General features: G+C 50.2%; 15 protein-coding genes. All 15 read right to left on the bottom strand.

Annotated features, from left to right (window positions below; all coding sequences use genetic code 11):
- Positions 1-36: 36 nt before the first annotated feature.
- On the bottom strand, positions 37-435 hold the full coding sequence (locus IM291_RS07255; RefSeq protein WP_167401636.1) for a hypothetical protein: 399 nt from the start codon (positions 433-435) through the stop codon (positions 37-39).
- Positions 436-500: 65 nt separating this feature from the next.
- Positions 501-971 (bottom strand): hypothetical protein, encoded by a 471-nt coding sequence (locus IM291_RS07250; protein WP_126300727.1) that lies wholly within the window; start codon positions 969-971, stop codon positions 501-503.
- Between the two features lie 14 nt (positions 972-985).
- On the bottom strand, positions 986-1441 hold the full coding sequence (gene tssE / locus IM291_RS07245; protein WP_126300726.1) for a type VI secretion system baseplate subunit TssE: 456 nt from the start codon (positions 1439-1441) through the stop codon (positions 986-988).
- Positions 1441-1986: a type VI secretion system lipoprotein TssJ gene (gene tssJ / locus IM291_RS07240; RefSeq protein ID WP_192986457.1), complete on the bottom strand. Its 546-nt coding sequence runs from the start codon at positions 1984-1986 to the stop codon at positions 1441-1443. The genes tssE and tssJ overlap by 1 nt, the downstream gene beginning before the upstream one ends.
- The gene (gene tssG / locus IM291_RS07235; protein WP_126326740.1) at positions 1964-3055 is read right to left on the bottom strand and encodes a type VI secretion system baseplate subunit TssG; all 1092 of its coding nucleotides are present in this window, start codon (positions 3053-3055) and stop codon (positions 1964-1966) included. The genes tssJ and tssG overlap by 23 nt, the downstream gene beginning before the upstream one ends.
- Positions 3019-4773, bottom strand: coding sequence for a type VI secretion system baseplate subunit TssF (gene tssF, locus IM291_RS07230; RefSeq protein ID WP_088204751.1), 1755 nt, complete (start codon positions 4771-4773; stop codon positions 3019-3021). The genes tssG and tssF overlap by 37 nt, the downstream gene beginning before the upstream one ends.
- Positions 4774-4814: 41 nt before the next feature.
- Positions 4815-6416, bottom strand: coding sequence for a type VI secretion system protein TssA (tssA, locus tag IM291_RS07225; RefSeq protein ID WP_192986455.1), 1602 nt, complete (start codon positions 6414-6416; stop codon positions 4815-4817).
- Positions 6416-9598: an ImcF-related family protein gene (locus IM291_RS07220; protein ID WP_370552179.1), complete on the bottom strand. Its 3183-nt coding sequence runs from the start codon at positions 9596-9598 to the stop codon at positions 6416-6418. Before IM291_RS07220 ends, tssA begins: the two co-directional genes overlap by 1 nt.
- Before the next feature lie 388 nt (positions 9599-9986).
- Positions 9987-11198 (bottom strand): hypothetical protein, encoded by a 1212-nt coding sequence (locus IM291_RS07215; protein WP_192986453.1) that lies wholly within the window; start codon positions 11196-11198, stop codon positions 9987-9989.
- Positions 11198-11464, bottom strand: a complete 267-nt coding sequence (locus IM291_RS07210; protein WP_075206567.1) for a PAAR domain-containing protein — start codon at positions 11462-11464, stop codon at positions 11198-11200. The genes IM291_RS07215 and IM291_RS07210 overlap by 1 nt, the downstream gene beginning before the upstream one ends.
- Positions 11461-12501 (bottom strand): hypothetical protein, encoded by a 1041-nt coding sequence (locus IM291_RS07205; RefSeq protein WP_192986451.1) that lies wholly within the window; start codon positions 12499-12501, stop codon positions 11461-11463. The genes IM291_RS07210 and IM291_RS07205 overlap by 4 nt, the downstream gene beginning before the upstream one ends.
- A gap of 111 nt (positions 12502-12612) precedes the next feature.
- A complete protein-coding gene (locus tag IM291_RS07200) occupies positions 12613-13641 on the bottom strand; it encodes a DUF6708 domain-containing protein (RefSeq protein WP_049000916.1) in 1029 nt (342 codons plus the stop codon).
- 2 nt (positions 13642-13643) lie between these two features.
- Positions 13644-16241 carry a T6SS effector BTH_I2691 family protein gene (locus tag IM291_RS07195; protein ID WP_192986450.1) on the bottom strand — a complete coding sequence of 866 codons (2598 nt, stop codon included), beginning with the start codon at positions 16239-16241 and terminating at the stop codon, positions 13644-13646.
- Positions 16242-16423: 182 nt separating this feature from the next.
- Positions 16424-17401, bottom strand: coding sequence for a DUF6708 domain-containing protein (locus IM291_RS07190; RefSeq protein WP_192971240.1), 978 nt, complete (start codon positions 17399-17401; stop codon positions 16424-16426).
- Position 17402: 1 nt separating this feature from the next.
- Entirely contained in the window at positions 17403-19991 is a 2589-nt protein-coding gene (locus tag IM291_RS07185; protein WP_192986448.1) for a T6SS effector BTH_I2691 family protein, read from the bottom strand.

The raw sequence follows: 19991 nt of genomic DNA, 5'->3' as shown, positions 1-19991 counted from the left end.
AATCCACACCGTGGCAAAGAATCTCTTTCACATGGATTAATACTGATTCCCTGAACAAATCGGTAAATGGGTGAAGCCGGGTTTGTTTGCCATATAGAGAGGAGCGCATGTGGGCTGACGGGGTTGCGTACTGACCGGCTCGTCGCTTTCTGCCAGGGCCTGTTGCTCCTTCTTTTTCTGAGTTACCGTCTTTTTCGTCCGTGTTTTACTGGCGGGAAGGGAAGGCTTTTCCTGCTGGTGAGTTATGGCGTTACCGTACCCGGAGCAGAATCGCTTCGACTGGCTAAAACTGCCGTCGTTACAGACAAAACGACCATCCGAGGTGCAATGTGCAATTCCTCCTTTTGAACCTGAACAGGGCTGTCTTCCTCGTGCAGCCTCAGCCTGTAAGGTAAAAAACACACTCAACATTAGAAAGAGGCTGAGTTTTTTCATTATTGCTTCCATGATTGTTTCGCGGTCCAGTGCTGAGTAACTAATAAAGGGGATGAATATTAACGCTATGGCAACAGCGCTAAAATCAGACCGAAAAAAATAGCTTCATCAAATCGTTGTCCAGACTCAGGCGATGTATCAGGGGGACTATAAGTCCAGTTACTCACTCCCCTAACCCGCATGAACAGGCGGCCTTGAGAAATAACATTTTTCCCGGAACAGAATGTTATCTCGACACAGCCAGCCACGCCCTGACCATACAAAAATACCGGCATAAATTTTACTGCCCGGTTGTCATAACGCAGAACGATACCGGAAATCTCGAAAGCCCCTCCCTCCACCAGCAGGTCCGAAACGGATGCCGCCAGCGGCTCCACGTTCAGTCCGGTACCTGTCAGCCACTCATCCATCTGCGTCTGAAGTCGCTCCATTCGCTGGCGAAACTCAGCTATGTCTATCTGACTCTTGCTGCAAGGCAAAGCCGGCGCAGGTTGTCTGGCCTGCAATTTTTTCAAGAACTGTGATTTTATTGACATTGTGCTAACTGACCTCATATACGCGTTGACGTGTCGAGATACTGCTGTTGCCTGAGGTGCCTCAACAGAACCCGTCCTTCAGGCATAAACTCGGTGCCGTAGCGCACCAGCCCAACCCCTTTAAGTTCAGCGTCAATGGCATAGCGCAGTTCGCCGGGTACGTCCTGCTCCAGCAAAACCACATCTATTTTTTTCAGTCGGGGTTCATATTTGAGCAGGACGGCAGACAATGTGCCCATAAGCTCATGGGCCGTTCCAGGCATACCCTGCAGAATTTTCGTCATATCAGGCAGCCCGTAGTCGGCCAGATGCGCCAGCGTGCCGGCGCGACAGTTGAGAACGCGCTGCATGTTATCAAGTACCGATAAAATCACCTGGTTCTGCTCACTGACCTGGTTAAGCTCTAGGCCGCCGGTAAAATTTCCGGTTAGCATTTCATAGAGCGAAGGTGTGTTATGTTCCTGGGGCATCAGTCGTCCTTAAGCGGTTGCAGCGTCAGATGGTTATCGCCGGCTTCCAGAATGCGCGGTTTATCCGGATCCAGATCGCTGCGCTTGATAACCTGCTTCCAGGTGTCGTTAGTCATGTCCGGACGGCGGAACAGCCCCACTACAGCAACAAACTGCGCTTCTTCTTCCATCGGCATATCAAGGCTTGCATCCCCGCCCGGCTTCACCACGACGTCACGACTGGCCAGCATGTCGTCTTTCAGAATGCTGGCATCATCCTGTAGCAGTTGCTGGTAAACCGTCTGATCAAAAGTTTTGCGGTCTTTAAGCTGATAAACCCGCACCACAACAGGCTCAGACAGTGAGTTATTTTCGCGGGAGTCGGTGTTCAGCGCCTCACGCGCGGTGAAATCCAGATGCAGGATTTTAATTTTTTTATAGAACACAGAAGTAAACGCCGATTTGGTGCCGTCGGTGACGCTTTGGGTCACCCCGCAGCCTGTCAAAATGAGCGCCATCAGAGGCATTAGCCAGCGCGTGGCTTTATTTAAACTTGTACGTAACACGTCGGTTTCCTTGTTGCGGTTTCGCAGGCTCCAGCCCGCTGTAATAACCCAGCTCTGTCGTGAAGGTTTCAGGTAAATCATCCGGAAGGCTATCCCCCTCGGCCTCGGCACCCAGCACGCCGTTCATGCCCAGCCAGAAAGGTCCTTCGCCGAGCGGCGGAGCGGCCAGCAGGCGGGTCAGAGTGGTGAGGGTGATCTTTGCCTTAAAACGCCAGCCGAGGTAGACACGCAGCATCACCAGAAAGTCCTGATACAGCAGACCGTCCGGTTTCCAGCCCTGCGATTCCTGTTCGTTTTCGGTGGACAGGGCAATCAGCAGCTGGCTGCTGGCATCCATTGCTTCGTCACCCAGCGGGGTATTGCCGTCCAGTTGAAAATCGTCATCACCGTAGAAGCCCAGTTGCTGACTGACCTCCACCGGTCGAAGGCAGTATGGACTGACCTTCACGAGAGTATCCGGGGCCAGCAGTGTCACCAGGGCCTGCATTCCCTCCTGGGTTTTGCCCGGCTGCTGCAGCACACCCAGCAGCGCCAGAAAGCGGGACACCGGTGTGGCAATGTGGTTCGCAGTGCCCGGTATGCCCAGCCCCACCAGACCCAGCAGCGACTGCGAAATGGTGTCTGTTCCTCCCGGCTCAAACGTTGCGGGATAGGAGTATTTGCGCCAGATGCGGTAAAACTGCGTCAGGATGCGATGGCTGAAAATATCCAGAAAGCCCTGCAGCGCCTCATGCCCTTCCCGGCGCTGGGTGATGTCATCGAGATAGGCTGTCGGCAGTGGTGAGTCGACGCCGTACATCCCCATAAAGGTGGTGCGGATAACCGGCGGCTTGCCGTCATCGTCTTCGTCATACTCGACAGCCCTCAGTTCGCTAACCGGAAACCCCATCCCCGGATGCGGCGCAAAGCGTACCGGGTCATCGGAGGGGTGACTGGTTGAGCCCATCAGCGGCCTTCCAGGATTGCGTTTCTCCAGCAGCTGACATAAACGGTAAAAGTTAATGCGATGAAGATCGGCCTCCAGCCGCGGGGTCAGCCGGGAATACGGCGGTTGTGCTTCTCTTCCCATTCCAGGCGTTCTCCGGTCGGTTGCAGGATAATAATCAGGCGGTTAAACAGATAGATATCGGTGTAGAGCGCGAAGAAGCGGCTCAGCATCTCGCCGAAGAGACAGATGTCGCCGCGCCCGGCAAAACCGTGGCTGTCCAGCGTCACCTCAATCTGCACCCCGCGTACCAGGTACCCCTGCTCAAAGCGTTCGGTTTCACTGTGCTTCACGTCGATAATCGCCTCCAGACGACGGCGGTTCATCTCGCTGTCAGTCCACTCGTACAGCGCCAGCGTGCCGCGCAGCACGTCGGCGTTATCCATCATTGACAGGAACCCGCTGCCGAGGTGGCTCAGCACACGCCAGTGAAAACGGTCCTGTGCCGGGGGATAACAGGGCAGCGTTGGCGCACACAGGTTGCGCACGGCAATACTGGCTGAAGTCGTTTTCATCACTGTATCGAGCACGGTGCTCTGCAGCGCTCGCCGCGGGAGCTGGCCGTTTGTGCCCGTGAGCGTCAGGGACAGACTTTCATCTACTGGTACTGTGTGGTTATCAAAGGCTTCACCGCCCAGAATAAGCCAGGTGTTGTACAGACCTGACGGGCCGCGCCGCACACGAGTGTGATAATAATATTCCGGGGCTTCATGACGCATCATGCCGCCTTTGTGACGGAAGCTCGAGAACGGCACGTAGGTATGCTGGCTGGATGACATTACCGAGTCCACAGAGTAAATCTCAGTATGGCCGTCCTGCACCCGCATCGGTCGCAGCATGTATTCGGTCTGCAGGGAGTTGAGCGTCAGCGGGTCAGATTCCAGCGGGAACAGGTTGATCACCGGCACACAGTTCAGGCGCAGATGCTTTTCGGTAAAGCTGAAATCATGTTCCCAGCGTTCTGCCAGCACCACGTCGATTTCAAACCAAGGGAGTTCAGCCGGAAAGACTACGGTCTCCAGCCCACGCAGGCCGGTAAACATGAATTTCTCACGGAAGGTGAAGTACTCCAGCAGCAGCTGATAGCCGCTAAAACTACTGCTCCCCTTCGGCCAAAGGTCGTCATCATCGTCAAATCCCAGCACGGCGAAATAGCCGTCAAACGGTCTTCTGTCTATATCACCCGGCATCCGCAGCCACAGGCGCGCCGTGTTCATAGTAAAGGCTTCATGCATGGCGCAGGCGAGCGGCGCATCTGCGTTGAAGTAGAACGGGAGCTGGCTGAGATCGATACGGCTCCAGTCGGCGAGATGGCTGCAGTTAAACCGCAGACTAATAACCGAACGTCCGTCAGGGTCAGTCGACAGGCGGACGTGCTCAAGCGACAACGGCTGGAGAGTAATCTCTTTGGTTGTGGTATACCGGCAGCGCGCGCCCTTCTCACCAATCGGCCTTGAGTTCACCTCAAAGCCTTTGACGATACGCATCTGCTCTTTCATCTCGCGCCAGTCAGGGGTGAACTCCACCACCGACATCGACGGAATGGTGCGCAGGTAATGCGGCCAGAGCAGGCTGACCAGCCCTTCTGTCAGTTCAGGCAGGTCGTCATCAAGCTTTTCACGCAATCGCCCCATCAGGAAGGCAAAGCCCTCGAACAGGCGTTCCACGTACGGGTCGCGCGCGCCCGCTTTATCGAGGTTGAGCATTGCTGCCTGCTCGGGGTGCGCGCGGGCAAACTCTTCGCCGGCTTCAAGCAGGTAGCGCATTTCAGCGTCGTAGTAACGCAGGGTTAAATCGTCCATAAAAACCTGAATAGATGAATTTTAAAGGTAGGCCAGGCGTTTTACCCGCAGAGCACCGCGCTGCTTGCCGGATCGAGCGCAATCAGACCGGCCAGAAGCTGATCCATCTCGGGCTGAAGCCGAGATTTATCGGTTTCGCTGCGGGTGGCTTTCATGCGCAGCAGTCTGAGACGGCGCGATTTGACTTCAAATAGCAGCGCTGGGGTCCACTGCGTGAGGGTGATGGACTGTGCAGCGCCATCGAGTTCCCCCAGCAGATGCAGGGCCAGTTCGTTCTTACCCTTTTGTTCCGCCACGCGGGCCATTAGCAGGCGCAGCAGCCATTTTTCTTTCGTGGAGTCGTTGCCCGGGAGAGTCTGCAGCCAGTGAAGCGTGGCATCCAGGCCATCCGTGTCCGCCTTCTCAAGCGCTTCCTGTTCGAGGGTCAGAATATCGTTGTCCTCCTCACTGGCAGTACTGACTCGCTCATCACGCCAGCAGGACATATCGTCCAGCACGCTCTGATTTATCCAGTTCAGCGTGACCTCATCAGCAAACGGCGTACCGTCATTAAAGGCCAGCGTTTCAAGCCCGGTGAGGCGACGCAGTAGCCCTTTCAGGTCGGAGGCGATGATGTCGGCCAGCACATTCTGACCCAATTTCACCAGGGCCTGATGGATATACCACTGCAAATCCAGCCAGAGGTGGTTGGCGCCACGCGAGAAGGTGCTGTCCGCGTGCTCCAGTATCTCCAGCCAACTCTGCTGCAGGTAAAGGCGTTTGAGCATGGCCCGCTGGTCAGCCCGCGGCGGTTCGATGCGCGTTTTCCCTTCTGCATCAGGAGCCGGGATAGCGCTCAGCGTGTCATGCCGCAGGCTTTTCATCAGCCGGTGTGCGGGAAGCCATCCATCCGGTTGTTCACGCAAATACCCTGCCAGGGTACGGGCCTGAGCCAATAAATCCTGACCGGACGAAATGCGGCTCAGGACGGGCGCATCATGTTCTGTCACGTGCGATAAGATCTGTGGCTGAGACGAGTCACTGGCGTTCTGAGGAACCAAAGCATCTACGCCACCAGCCTTCATCAAGCGGGATTCCAGCGCGCTGAACAGCGCATTCAGTTCTGGCCGTGACGTTTCCGGCTCTGTCTCCAGACTGTCGCGGATGAGCAACAGCGCACCGGCAGTGCGCTGAGCATCGCTGCGCACTACTTCCGGCCAGAGGGAGAGGCTATCGAGCAGACGAGAGCCTGCGAGCCACTCCAGCGCCGGTTTACGGCTTCGCTCCCGCTGCGGATGAAGCTGCACTCCGTAGCGCTGCAGCAATCCTGCCAGCAGTTCAAGCCCTTCGGCAAAGCCGGTTTCCCCGTCCTGGTGCAGACGCGCCCAGCAGTAATAGGTGGCAATCCGGATATCTTTGGCGGTGGTGGTCAGCAGTTTTTCGGCAAGCGTACAAATCAGCCCGGTATCGATGCCGGAGAGTTTATTCACCTCCTCTCTGATACGCTGGAAATCATCGTCATAACCCGGATCTTCCCCTGTAGGATTGGTGTCGCTGACAGGGGCAAGCCAGGGCCGCCAGCTTTCTGTTCGTACCTGCGCCTGCTGTCGTAGTTCAATTTCGTCCGCCTGGCAGGCGGCAACCAGATTCTGAAGAGTGGTCATTATTCGATTCCATCCATGTCACTATTTTCCGTGTTGGCCATCAGCGCCTGAGCCGTAGCCGCGCTGTCGACGCTGAAGATCTGATCCGGCAGCGTGAAGCCGTGCAGTGCCAGTAATGCCAGCGGCCCGCTGCCCAGCTGTGAACGCAGTACCCATTGCAGAGTACGACCATCCGGGGCGGTGAAACTTACCATCCACTGGCTGCGGTCAAGCTGCTGCCGCTTGCCCTGATCCAGCCAGCGAATAAAGCCCCAGGTCCCGCTGTAATCCCCAAACAGACGCGCTCCGGCGTTGACCGAGGTCCAGGTCAGCATTGTTCCTGGTTTGTATGTGTCTCCCGGCCAGCGGAAGGACTGCCAGTCGGCCATCTGGTTAAAGTAGTGCAGCTTTTGACCATCAATGGTCAACTGAGTTTCCACTACCTGCGGTGCCGGGCGCGCCTGCAGCTCGAAGCTAATGCCCTGACTGCCATCGGTAAACAGAATGTCTGACAGCTCGCTCAGTTGATTAATCGCCCGCAGGAACGTTGGGTTAAAGCTCAACCCCTGGCTGTTAACCTTATCCGGTACCCACTGACTGCCCTCTTTATGCAGCACACCGCTGAGTTCAGTCGTCAGGAAGCGTTCAATACGCCCGCTGTCCTTACGTATAAATTCGGCCAGCATGGGCAAAGAGGCATCACTCTTGCTCGCGGCGAACGGGAAGCGCCCGTCAAATGCCGTATGCCAGTTAGCCACAACTGAGCGACTCCATTTGTCATTCAGACTTGCTGCCGACGGCTGAAGCACGGTCTCCCAGGCCTGGGTCAAAGGCTGCACAAACATCGTGCTGCCAAAACCGCTCCACTCTTCGCCAAGGCTTGCCGAAATGAGGCTGCCGTACTGCTGGGTGTCGGTCAGATCCACGCTTTTGCCCTGGAATACGGTTTGCGCCAGGGTCTGCATCATCTCCTGCGGGTCTGAGGCGCTGGCCACCTGCTGCAGGCGCAGGCGCACGCGGGTAATACGGGTCAGATAGGTCTGCAGGCTCAGAGAGTTGTCAGCCGACATGACGTTACTGCCGTTGTTTTTACCCAGAAGCTGAAGCAGCGGGCCGAAGGTTTCATCCAGAGGTCCCTGTGGGCCTGACGCTGACTGGTCAATCGCCGGTTTGTCTTTCCCGCCTACGAGGTCTTTAGCCGATTTGATGATGGAGTCCGAAAGGCCTTCGCTTTTCTGGCCGGTCTGCCCCTGCCAGGCGACGGTATTCATCAGGGCAATCAGCGGCGACTGGCGGACATCGCTCATCAGCGTCAGTTGGTCGGTGACATCGGCAATATTGTTTGTTGGATTTAATCGCAGGCTGTTGAGGAAGTTCAGCCAGCTGCCGGCAAAGTCAGTAAAGTAACGCTCTGTCAGGCGCGCTTTGAGCGCTTCCGGAGAGAGATCCGCCGATACGGCTTTGCGGGAATCGCTCAATACCCAGTCAATTTCATCCTTGCGCGAGCTTGCCGCTTTCTCAATGGCCTGCTGAATCCCCCCCTCCCATGCCTGGCGGGTGAACATGCCCGGTACGACTTCATCGGTGGTAAACAGGCGACGGGCATCGGTACCGCCGGTCATGTCCTCCAGAGACACATCGGCAAAGTTACGGCGTACAGATTTGAGCATGTTTTCGTACAGCGTGCTTTCTGCGTTGCGGCGGCCAATCTGCTGCAATAGCACCTGACGGCTCTGGCTGACCAGCTGCGCCTCAGGGGTGATTTTCCACTGTGGCTGCTTTGGCAGTTCAGAGATGTAGAAGGCCCATAAATCCGGCGACAGACTCTGCCATAGCCCGGTTGAGATGCCCATACGCGTCGGCTGCACGGTTTTCATCGCTTGCGCGTAAAATGCACCGTCGGCTTTATCCGGATGAGCCATCATCAGCCAGGCTTTCAGCTGGTCATAACCCGGTTTCGCCAGCTGCGCCCGCTGGTCGCTGTTTGGCGCTGAACTGACCAGCGCTGTGAGCTTTTGCGCCAGGGCAGCATTTGCCGGGTCGCTTATGAGCCGGTTGTTCGCCACGCCGTACCAGGGCAGCATCGCGTTTAGCAGTTGCTGATTATGGTCAAGACCGAAGCGCTGATACCAGGGCGTGCCTTCCTGAATATTGTGCAACATGCGCCCGGCGTCGTTTCGCAGTGCATGCAGCGCCGTCAGCTGATAGTCGGATACCGAAGGATGTTCAACCAGGTTGCGGGCTTTTCCTGCTACAGAGGTAATTTGTCCATAGTTCAGCATAAACGAGATCAACAGCCCCGCCCCCCAGAGACCAATGATGGCCGCCAGCGTCCAGGCGAGCGTCTGTTCCCATGCCATACCGACCCGGCGGCCACGTATACGGGTGCAGTCGTCAACGATCCCCTGCCATGTCACCGGCAGAGTCAGGGCATGGCGTTGTGACTCCGGAACATATTTCTCAGCGTCGGCTTTTCCCCCTGACGTATCAGCAGATTTATTCTCCGGCAGGCTGAACATCAGGCCGCGCAGCGGAACGCGCTGCTGAGCGTCGTAGAGCCATGGCAGCAGTTGCTGAGCCCAGCGGGCGATACCGCCGTCTTTGAGATGCTGGCCAAGACGCAGCAGGAAATCGTGGTTGTTATTCTCCAGTATCTGGTTCACGCCCTGCGCCCGCAGTTCGGGCAGCATCATTTCAAGCTGTCGGGTAATGTCGTCGGCTCTGGCACGGATCGGGAAACTGGCCCCGACCGGCTGTTCAGTGCGTTTAGCCTGCGACCATTTACTGTCGCAAAATTGCCATAACCAAACCGGCGCGGAATAGCGCAGCAGTTCGCTGATTTTTTCAAGCCCGCGTAAATCGTTATCGCTGATTTGTGGAGTCAGATTAAGCGACTGGGGCATCACCCTAACAATCCCGTCCAGCGGGCGTCCGCGGCGCAGTTTACGTAGCGCGGTGTATTTCTCTCGGTCAGGCTCAGAGGTCAGACTTCCGCCGTAAATCAGCACGGTACGGTTGCCTTCAAGCCACTGCTGCTGTTGCAGGCCTGGAACAAGCTGTTCGATCGCGGCATCATCACCAGAGATTAGCAAGAGACGGATTTTATGGTGCCAGAAGAAGGTATATCTACGGCGGAGGGAGGTTCTGAGAGTTAAATACTCATTCCAGTATGTATTATCCTTTTTCTTTTCAACCTGAGCCATTACTTCTTTTCCGGTTGAAGCAGCCTTAATAGCTTTATAGTTTTTCTCACCGAACAGGCGAGTGACAATAAAAAATAGAATAATAAATAACACCAAACCACCAGTCAGCAACGCACAGGTAAAAAGCCAATATCCTTGCTGTACAGAGCCGTCCGTCACTCCCAGCGTTTCGGGAGAGAATTCAAGTAACCAGAAAACTGTCGTTCCCACTACAAAAAGAAACAAAAGAATCAGCCATAGCTGGAACGTTGTATTTTTAAATATTGCCAAAAGACGCGTCACTTCAGTGCACTCCGATCAAAAAGCTGATGGCAGTTTTATCAGTCGTGGGAAAACTGGAACCGAAAGTAAACTCATCGGTTCACAGACAATGGATAATGCTGGTGAGTTATTTCGCTACAGGGCAAACAATCATAAACCAGGGATATTTACTTTCGTCCGGAACGTACATAACAAGCTGTGATGATTCAGACTGTCCAGCCTGGTCAGCGGCAACAGCTATCGCAAGCCAGGGTGAAACATTCCTCGTCAGTCCTGTTTTTAAATCAATATCACATGGTTGTCCGGCAACAGGAAATCGAACACCAGAGGTTGAGAGCAAGGCTGTTGCTTTATTGCTGACACCCGTGCCCGTTAACCAGACGTGTTTTATCTCTTCTGGAGCAGACTCTCCCCAGTGTAATGACTGCATAAGCGCGCTACTCATATCTTGCGTAGTCTTCATCTGTTCAGGTCGATGGACCTGAGCCACAACGTTCCGGTTTACCTCAGGTCTTTCAGGTGAACTCATCAATAGTGCTGCCGCCGCTTCCCCGGTACCATCTATGATTTTTTCAGTAAGGTTCAGAGTAATAACAAGCAGGGTCTGCATCGCATCTGGCCTATCAAGCCACGCATCAATCGCCTGTAATCCTTCCCCGCTGATAAAAGTAATATTGAAAGGGAAACCAATGCTGTTTTGCACCAATTGCTTTATCACGGCGAGCTCTTCGGGTAATAAAGATATATCCGGGCTGAACTGAAATAACACAGCCAGGGGGGACTTTTGGGGCATACGTTGAAATACGTTTTGTAGCGCAGTCTCCCTTAGCAAGGAGTTTATCCGTTCTTTTACTCTCACCAGTACAGGCAATCCCATATCGCTAAAACTGGCGTGGTGGATAAGCAACTCGCTATTCTCGTCCACCTTTGTAGGCAATATAATACCTTCAGGTACTTGCATCTGTTGCGAAATGGATTCAGAGGAAATGACATGCGGCAGGTGAACTACGTAACCTAACATACCGAGACTACGCTGACCGGACCGAATGTCCTGAGCAAGATCCCACTCCCTGGTCGCATCCCAGCCATCTGCCAGCCATTCCCCAGCAAGATAAATCAGCCAGCGAAACGCAAATGCAACCCCACCAATGACTGAGGGGATTCCAAGAAAACAAAACCAGAACGTAGCCGTATGAGTGGGCGAACTGGTAGGCCAGAAAAAGGCGGTGATCCCCGCTCCGGCCATAATAAGTACAACCAGGAGTATCACCCAGCGCTTAAAAGCAGGTGCAGATCGTCGTTTTGCACGTGGTGGAATACAGGTAAGATCAACGGGCATTATTTACTCGTAGTAGCATTACTTAAAGAAGCGATCAGTGTACATCCGCAGGTACATTTATAGCCGTGAAAGGCAACCTGTCTGCCATTATCCCTAAATGTCGGATGGCCTTCTGCAATAAAAGAAGGACTGTGCCCCTTCAGTGGGCAACTCACCGGGTCGTCCTTATGCGCCACACCGATACCACCAAATTTCATAGTTTCAGAACCTACTGCGACATAACCACCGCTGGAAAGTTTGTCGTTTTTACGGATAATGCCTTTCATTTCATTATCTCAACACTGTTAATTATTTTATTTGCAAAAAAGTCATGTTCTTCAGAATCTCCTCTTATAGAGATCACTTGTATCCACATAACCCCCATCCCTGTTAACGCAACAACAGTAGTAAGTCTCGCATCATCGCCGTTTACTTTCATATTCCCCTTAACCATAAGCATATCTTTATTGTTAATATCAACATGTTCTCTGCTGCTTATTTTTATTTCTCCCAATCTTTTCTGCATTGCAGACAGCATCAAACTGGTTTCAGCATCCAAATCAGTCATTGATTCAGAAAGTGATGTTCCGGAGGGGATAAAACCAATATTAATAATATGATTACGAAAGACAGCATCGTTGCTCTTATAGACTCTAAAGACATTTCCTGACTGAAGTTCATAAGCCAAATCTTTCTTCCAGCTATCAGTTTCATAATTAAATGGTAGATCTACCGAGAAATTACCTTTTGCAATGTCAATTTTTACTGTTCGCCACGATATCTCAGATAAATTAGTCATTGATACCTGGGAGTAATTTTTCTGATAAAACCTCCCCCCCAGGATACACAGCAATACAATTGCAGCGACACCAACCCAAAACCATTTCTTGGGTATACCACCAGTACTATTTCCAGAATTCACATTACCGGTCAAAGTAATATAAAATTTATTTATAATATCTTTCTTAATACAAACAAATTTCCGTGCCGAGGATACAATCATCAAAGAGCATCCAATACCATGTAAAATCCCCAACAATGAAGCGCCATCAAATTTATGAAATTTTCTACCTCCTTTATTTATTGCATTAGTTAACATATCCGGCGGTTCTTCTCCATCCACTGGATATACAAATAGCAACGATTTCAGATCATCTTCAGTTGCTTCATTAAGCACAAAACCTAACTTCTCACCATATTCTTCACACTCAACCCAGAATTCCGTAAGTGTAAATTTTTCAAGGAAGTCATTAATTGACTTTTCTTTATCATTGACAGAATGCTGTTCTATTTTTTCCCATAGTTCAATTATATCATTATCCATTTCTTCCCTCATAATATGCAGTCAGCATTGCTTTTATCCCCTCTTCAGGAGGGTAGAATGAAATCCATACTCCCGCTCTACATTATCCTGTCATTTTTTTATAAAATTTATTCACACGCTATAACGTTCCGCCAGCGCCGCATGAATTCTGTTCGTTGCACTTTCCATTTTGTCATACAGTGTTTTCCAGTCTTCATACTTCTGATTCGCAAATATCAGTCGCCACATATCTTTCGGATTGTTATCAGCGCTGACATTCACGGAGTCATCAATATCAGGCTTACAGGCATCCTGTACCTCCTGCGGCCATTGCGGGATTTTACTGGTCTGCATCGCAATATAACGAGCAACGCTGCCATCAATATTCAGAAGCAGCGTTACGGGCAAAAATAACCACTCCAGCCGGGACTCCATATAAAACAGATTCTGAAGACCAAAGACAAAACCTTCTTTTCTGTTCTCGACTGGTGGGCAAATGACTACCAGTTCAGCCAGATCCTCAACGCAGTCTTCTTCCATATAACAACGGATGAACTCCCAATACTCCGGCAATGATGCTTTATTTTCACAAAATCCCAGACTGAAGGTTTCCAGTACCGTTTCCCCATCCTTGTCCAGAATGTGCCCACGGATGCACCATTCACGCAGGGGACCCGGTTCTTTCTCCTGAGTAAAGAATATCTCCTTCCAGGGAGCACATAACACCGTTCCGTTTGTACGGAATACATAAACCATTCCATTCCAGCGGTTAAAACGAATGGGATAATGTGTCCATTTAAACCATTCTTTAAAGACAAAATAACCACCAAAAGCTATAAACGGAAGAACCATCAAACAAGCAAGAGAAAATTTACCCAGTCCATGTATAGCAATTAAATCTGTAACCCCTCTAAAAATCACATATAGTAGAATTCCAATAAACCCCACAAAAATCATCAGAGCCCAAAGACTGTCCACCCCCTTATTTTTATAGAACTTATCCACAGTTTCAAGATAAGTCGAATTCATGCGAATTACAGACCTCGCGCAGTTAAAATATTTAACTTTTTTGCCCCCCCCCTGCCTGAGCCGGTTATTTTTATCTTCTCTAGTCAACAAACGATTTACTTTATAAGGCTGATACAGGCCATACATTGTCATATTCAGTCATCCTCTGACTTAATCGCATCATTAAATGCGTCCATTTCCATTATCCCGGTAGGATAAATAGCTGGGGCACCATACAACCCTTCCGGGACTTTCCGCCAGAGACAACTTTTCAGCCATTTCTGAATATCGTTACCCCCTTTTAACGCCATATAAATAGCACAACCAAAAACCAGCACCAACGCCCAGGCTATTCCTAATGGCCCCAAAACTAAACCGGTGATAATACCAGACAATAACGCTCCACCAATAGCAGAACCAAAACTGGCTATCATCATTCCATAATTATCTTGGAAAAAATAATTAATACCATTTAATCCATCCCAAAAAACACCAATCATTGCCGCCCTTGAGCACACCTTAATCCCCTGACTAATAAACCCGGTCGTCTTTCTGAGCGCATTTGCTCCCAAGTTACTGCGTATAATCGCCTTCAGCCTCAGCACCCTCAGATCATTCAGCGCCCGCTCCGCCACCTCCAGCGAAGTCCCAAATGCCCCCACCACATTCGCACCAAAGCGTGTACCTTTTTCCCAGGTCAGCAGATCTTTTTCGCCTGCCGCGCCGATTAATGCGCCCCCCTGAAAAATCAACGAAGCCATACACCCTGCAAACGGGATGCTTCCTCCCGCCGTGTCCGCAAGGCGATTCACCGTAGCCCCTCTCAGACCCGACATATTCGTACTGTAAAAACGAGGGAACACACTGCCTGTCACATCGTCAGCAGAACGAAGAAACCGGGTAGTTTCCTGAATACGCACATCTTTTGGCAATGCGCTGATTCTTCTGGCTTCATTACGGTCTATCAGCACCATAAATCGCCGCTCCTGCGTGTCCTCCATCGGAACCCCATCCAGCTCCATTCGCCGCATTGCCGTATCCAGATGATGGTGCAGCTTGTCCTGTGAAACACGATCATGAATATCTGTCATCCGGGCGACTTCACGCAAAGTCGCCCGAAGAAAATATTTGCGCTTACCCGTCAGCACCACCGTTTTTAACCCATAGCCGCTGTTCGCAACCATCGCGACAATACTGATTGCTGGTTTGCTATATGCCATATCCTGCAAGAGGCGCACAAAACCACTACTGATGCAGCTCAGGTAGCTCTCCATCTTTACAGACAGTACCTTACTGTAATCCTCAGTGGCGTCTTTGATGCCATCCATCAGATTTTCCCACGAAATAGCATCAACCACAGAAACCTTGCTGACTTTTTCCTGGATCTGCTTCGCTATTTCATCGTTATTAAAAACCAGAGCCTGGAGTATATAGTTATTAGCACTGAAAGCCTCCGCAACGAGCTGACTATAAAGCCACTGTGACACCAACTTCTGATCCTGCATACCTTCCAGACAGTCAGTTACGCTTTGCAGATAGAATGCCCCGCATGGGATATTTTTTGTGTCGAAGTTATGTTCAAAGTAAGTGGGAAGTGCTTCGCTCTGTAGCCAGGCAAGATACATTTCTGTCATCGGAATAATGACGCTTTCGTTGTATGTATTTACGGCCGCATCTAATTTCGTCAGGAACGCTTTCTCTTTATCCCGGTCAATATATTTTTCATAATTATCCCATCGCTGCTTCGCCCGGACTTCAAACCGTTCATCAAAAGTGCGGTTATGCCAGTCTTTCGCCTCTTCTGCTTCCTGTTCAGCATTTTCCGATGGCACCGGGATACCTGCGATAACCCTGCTTCCCACCGTCTTTGGCCATTGTTCCGTTGTTTTATCTTCAGCAATTAGATCTCTTCTGAATTGTTCGGTCATGGCCTGTTTAAGACCAGACAACGTTGCAGATAACGCGATGCCACGGGAAAATTCAGGATCTTCGGCAAAGCGGGTTTTCAGGCGATAGTTGACTAACGCACTCAGTTCCTGCGCTACCGCCACTGGGTCTGACAAAATAATAATCCCGCCCTTACCCGGGGACAGCGCCTCTGCTGCCAGCACCAGATTCGAACCGTCCAGCGCCTTTGCCCTCTTCCAGTACGATGGGGACCAGTGGCGGACACCACTGCTGTACGCACCCTGGCAGTATTCCGCCACAGTTTCAGTCAGCGCTGATATTGCAATAACCTGGTCAGCCTTACCGGTATTAATCCAGGCATCCATGTCAAAAGGTTGCATATACTGGATGCGATAAGACGCGTCTTCATGCTTTGCGCGGACCGCAGGTGTCCATTCCACTTCGGACCAGCAGAACCAGAATATACCGTTTTTCATACCTAAGGGTTTTACCGGCAGCGTTATCAGTGACGCATTCGCCAGCTCTTCTGGATGAGTATTACATGGCTTAACCTTGCCATTTGCAATATCAGGAGGCGCATCTCCATTTTCTGGCAGCGGGTAATAATATCCCTCACCAGTGGCAAAATAATTAATCCAGCGGTTACCTGACTCAGACCAGATATATAAATAGCCTTCTCGCAACAAGCGCCCCGTCCATGCAGTTTTACCTTTTGCTACTACAGGTACAGTGATGCTGTCAGGCAAATGAGGTAATGCGTCGTCCTTTGCTACAACCGCCGGACGAACGGGTAAAAATGGTAACCCATAGCGTATACAGAATTTGCAGCCTTTTTGTGTTTTCATTTTTGGTTACAGCCATTCGCCAGTGTTTATACAGAACTCATTATTTATTTGTTGTTGCATCATTCAGTAATGATGTTAGCTTGCAACTATAATTATAGCCATGAAAAGCACAGGAACAGCACTATCCTTCATAGCTCCCGGAGCTAAGTTATGGTCATCCATTTCCACTATACCTTTCATCTTTATTTCCTGTTGTTTGCTGATGGTTTCCTGAAAAGATTCCGCCATAGATGTTCAGGATTACCAGAAGCATCGACCCGATAAGGGTCATCTTTATCAACCCGGCACAGTGACTCAATACTCTCGGGCCAGACGGGCAACCTGCTTGTCACCATCGCCAGGTAGCGCGGAACGCTGAAAATAAAGGACAGCACAAACAGGAGCGGGAACAGAAATAACGGTGCGCCGTTAAAGCCGGATAAAAGATAGAGCAGACCAAAGCGATAGCCCTCGCGTTTTTTTGCGATGGGCAGGCAAAAATCAACAACCCCAATGACGGACTCGGGCCCTTCCTCCATGTAACGTCGGACAAACTCCCAGTGCCTTTCAAGCTGTTTCCTGTCCGAATGCGTGGCCGGCAGACAGAAGGTGTCAATCACGGTTTCATTATCATCCGCCAGCACATGACCGCTGATGTAGTAGTCTTTGTTCGCATCTTTTCTGTGGCTCAGTCCTGTGGTGAAAAAAACGCTATCCCAGGGAACGCTGTAGGCTGAACCATTTAACCGGAATACGTGCACCAGTCTGTTTTTTCTGTCAAAGCGAATGGGGTAATGTGTCCAGGCAAACCATTCTGTTTTAAGGACTTTGAATGTCATTATAATGGTTGGAATACAAATCAAACTCATCGACAGAAACATTTTTTCACTAGTCGAAAATTTCCAATCAATATAGGGAACACTCTTAATTAGCACAGTAACATAGAGCAATGAAAATCCAAAAAAAGCAAATGCAGCGATTAAACTAAGAAATCCTTTTGCTGAGTAATATTTGTCAACCAACTCCAGATAATGGGAATTTAGTGTTATCACTTTCATATCAGGAACTAAAGATTGTCCATCCAGTTCAGTTGTCTCGTCTTTTTTTAGCTGATGCGTTCTCTCTTCATCACTAAGAAACCGGTTTAATTTAAATTTAGGGAAAAGACCGTAATAATCCATTTTATCCCTCCACTCCCAACGCTAATTTAAGTTCATCCATTTCCATTTTCATGGTTGGCCATATAGGCAGTTCGGCAGCCTCTATCATCTTATATTTTTCTTGTTCTACCTTTGGTTCATCTATATCAACAGGTATTCTTCGCCATAAACACTGCACCAGCCATTTTTGAATGTTATCGCGATTGTGAAATGCCAGATAAAGTGCTGTACCAATTAAAAACACAACTGCAATAAACGTTCCTACGACAGGTATAGCGGCAACTACTGCCACCGCTAACCAGACACCAGCCGCTGCGGAAAGACCGTAAGCAATAGCCAACCCTGTATGTCCTTTATTAAATTCGTTAAGGGCATGATATAAGTCATATCCTACAGCAATCACACCTGCCACCACGCCTAACGCTTTCCCCAGGTAACCAAACACCCATCTACGAAAGGTTTCGGAGCTGAAAACCCGGAGCCTCGACGCAGCATTGGCAAATAACTGAAACTGTTTAATACCGGTCTCGATAATGCCTAATGTCGTGCTTCCAAGACCTAATACGCCCGCCCAAAATCGGGAATGCGCTTCTCCCTGATCGGCAGTGAGCGTTTTTTTATTGTGAATATCAGCAGAAATAAAAAGTGCTGCAACCTGAAGAATCCCGGAACATACCCCCAATGTAAATGGCATAGCCTGTCCGGCTTTTGTGACTCCACGCTGGACAGCCCCCTGCCAGCGGCTAAATTGCTGAGCCTCAACATCTGCCGAGGTTCGAAGTAATTTACTCATTGCAATAGCACGCTCTTTGGGTGGCAGCGATGCCATCTCGTGTACTTTGTCAATATCAACCATGACCAGAAATTTTTTTGTTTCCTCAACTTCCATTGGCAACCCGTCGATTCTGAGTCGTCTTAACTCCCGTCTGACATAATGTCGTAAGCTGTCTTTATTTGCTCTGCTGTCCAGTCCGCTTTCCTTAGCCAATTGCGTGACCACTTCAGAAACAAACTCTTTATATTTCCCTGTTTTTTCTAAAGGAACCAGTGCTTTATTTGTTATTGCACCCATCGCAACTAAACAGCCGTAGACTTTGTTTGATTCTAATGCCTGTGCGATCTGTTTTGTTAATATACCTGAAAGTAACCCAATGAATATTCCTGCCACTCCGGCAGCATTATCACGCATTTTTTCGATACCATCTTTAAAGGCATCGGCGATCCCATTCCAGGGAATGGCAAACCAGTCCGAAAAGCCTTCAGTAGCTTTAGCTAACTTTTCAGCCAGAACATCCTGATTTAATATTAAAGCACGAGCCAGTATATTTTTTACATCTGTAGGTGTCCCTGACAACAAATCATTAAAATGACGAATGACCCCCACTTTGTCCTGCATCCCGGCAATGCAGTAATTCAGCGTCTGGACATATTCAATACCGCTTTTCAATTCCTGGGTATCAAAATTATGCTTAAAATATTCGAGCAATACGCTGCCCTTTATCCACTCAAGATACATTTCGGTGCGTGGACTTACGACACTGTCGTTATATTGCTGTAAAATTTTATTAAATTTCTTCTGAAAGTCAGCTACTTTTGATGGTTCATAGTATTGTTCATACTTCGCCCACTTCCTGGCTGCTTCAGACTTCATTTTTTTGTCGCCGATCGAAGTGTACATATTATCCGGAACATCGCTATTCCCGGCGTAGCCAAAGGGACCATAAAGCGCCACACGCTCTTCGCTCTCACTCTTCTCTATAGAGTCCCGCTCAAACTGGCGATTCATCGATTCTTTCAAACCAGTAATTGCAGAAGCCAGAGCAAGCTCCCGTTGATATTTCGCATTTTTATAGATATTTTTATGCAGCTCATAGTCTATAAGGGCGGAGAGATCCTGCAACACTGCAGGTGGATCCTGCAGCACTATCATTGCGCCTTTATTTGGGTAAAGCTTGTCCGCCGATTTTTTGATTAAACGGGCTTCAAATGTCGTGGCCGCTTTCCAGGGGGCGCGGGACCATATTCTGGCACTGCAGCTTTCTCCTGATTTACTGTATTCCGCCACTGTTTCTGTCAGCGCTGACATTGCAATAGTCTGGTCAGCCTTGCCGCTATTAATCCAGGCATCCATGTCAAAACGTTGCATATACTGGATGCGATATGACACATCTTCATGTTTTGTGCGAACCGCAGGTGTCCATTCCACTTCGGACCAGCAGAACCAGAACACGCCGTTTTTCATACCTAAGGGCTTTACCGGTAGCGTTATCAGTGATGCACTCGCCAGTTCTTCTGGCTGAGTAACGCATGGCTTAGACTTGCCATTTGCAATATCAGGAGGCACATCTCCATTTTCAGGCAGAGGGTAATAATATCCTTCGCAAGTGACAAAATAATTTATCCAGCGGTTACCTGACTCAGACCAGATGTATAAATAGCCCTCACGCAGCAAGCGTCCCGTCCATGCAGTTTCGCCCTTTGCTACTGCAGGTAGGGTGACGCTACCTGGCAAAAGAGGTAATGCATCATCCTTTGCCACAACCGCCGGGCGAACGGGTAAAATTGGCAACCCATAGCGAATACAGAATTTACAGCCTTTTTGTGTACTCAT

The organism is Enterobacter cloacae complex sp. P27C, from assembly GCF_014895705.1.
GTDB lineage: Bacteria > Pseudomonadota > Gammaproteobacteria > Enterobacterales > Enterobacteriaceae > Enterobacter > Enterobacter bugandensis.
The sequence above is the reverse complement of the archived record's forward strand: the minus strand, read 5'-3'. Positions and strand labels throughout refer to the sequence as shown.

Coding starts and splice junctions, on each gene's coding strand:
- tssG (WP_126326740.1), bottom strand. CDS start 3,055: ATGGGAAGAGAAGCACAACCGCCGTATTCCCGGCTGACCCCGCGGCTG.
- IM291_RS07200 (WP_049000916.1), bottom strand. CDS start 13,641: ATGACAATGTATGGCCTGTATCAGCCTTATAAAGTAAATCGTTTGTTG.
- IM291_RS07205 (WP_192986451.1), bottom strand. CDS start 12,501: ATGGATAATGATATAATTGAACTATGGGAAAAAATAGAACAGCATTCT.
- tssF (WP_088204751.1), bottom strand. CDS start 4,773: ATGGACGATTTAACCCTGCGTTACTACGACGCTGAAATGCGCTACCTG.
- tssE (WP_126300726.1), bottom strand. CDS start 1,441: ATGCCCCAGGAACATAACACACCTTCGCTCTATGAAATGCTAACCGGA.
- tssA (WP_192986455.1), bottom strand. CDS start 6,416: ATGACCACTCTTCAGAATCTGGTTGCCGCCTGCCAGGCGGACGAAATT.
- IM291_RS07185 (WP_192986448.1), bottom strand. CDS start 19,991: ATGAGTACACAAAAAGGCTGTAAATTCTGTATTCGCTATGGGTTGCCA.
- IM291_RS07220 (WP_370552179.1), bottom strand. CDS start 9,598: ATGGCTCAGGTTGAAAAGAAAAAGGATAATACATACTGGAATGAGTAT.
- IM291_RS07215 (WP_192986453.1), bottom strand. CDS start 11,198: ATGCCCGTTGATCTTACCTGTATTCCACCACGTGCAAAACGACGATCT.
- IM291_RS07190 (WP_192971240.1), bottom strand. CDS start 17,401: ATGGATTATTACGGTCTTTTCCCTAAATTTAAATTAAACCGGTTTCTT.
- IM291_RS07255 (WP_167401636.1), bottom strand. CDS start 435: ATGAAAAAACTCAGCCTCTTTCTAATGTTGAGTGTGTTTTTTACCTTA.
- IM291_RS07250 (WP_126300727.1), bottom strand. CDS start 971: ATGTCAATAAAATCACAGTTCTTGAAAAAATTGCAGGCCAGACAACCT.
- IM291_RS07210 (WP_075206567.1), bottom strand. CDS start 11,464: ATGAAAGGCATTATCCGTAAAAACGACAAACTTTCCAGCGGTGGTTAT.
- IM291_RS07195 (WP_192986450.1), bottom strand. CDS start 16,241: ATGAAAACACAAAAAGGCTGCAAATTCTGTATACGCTATGGGTTACCA.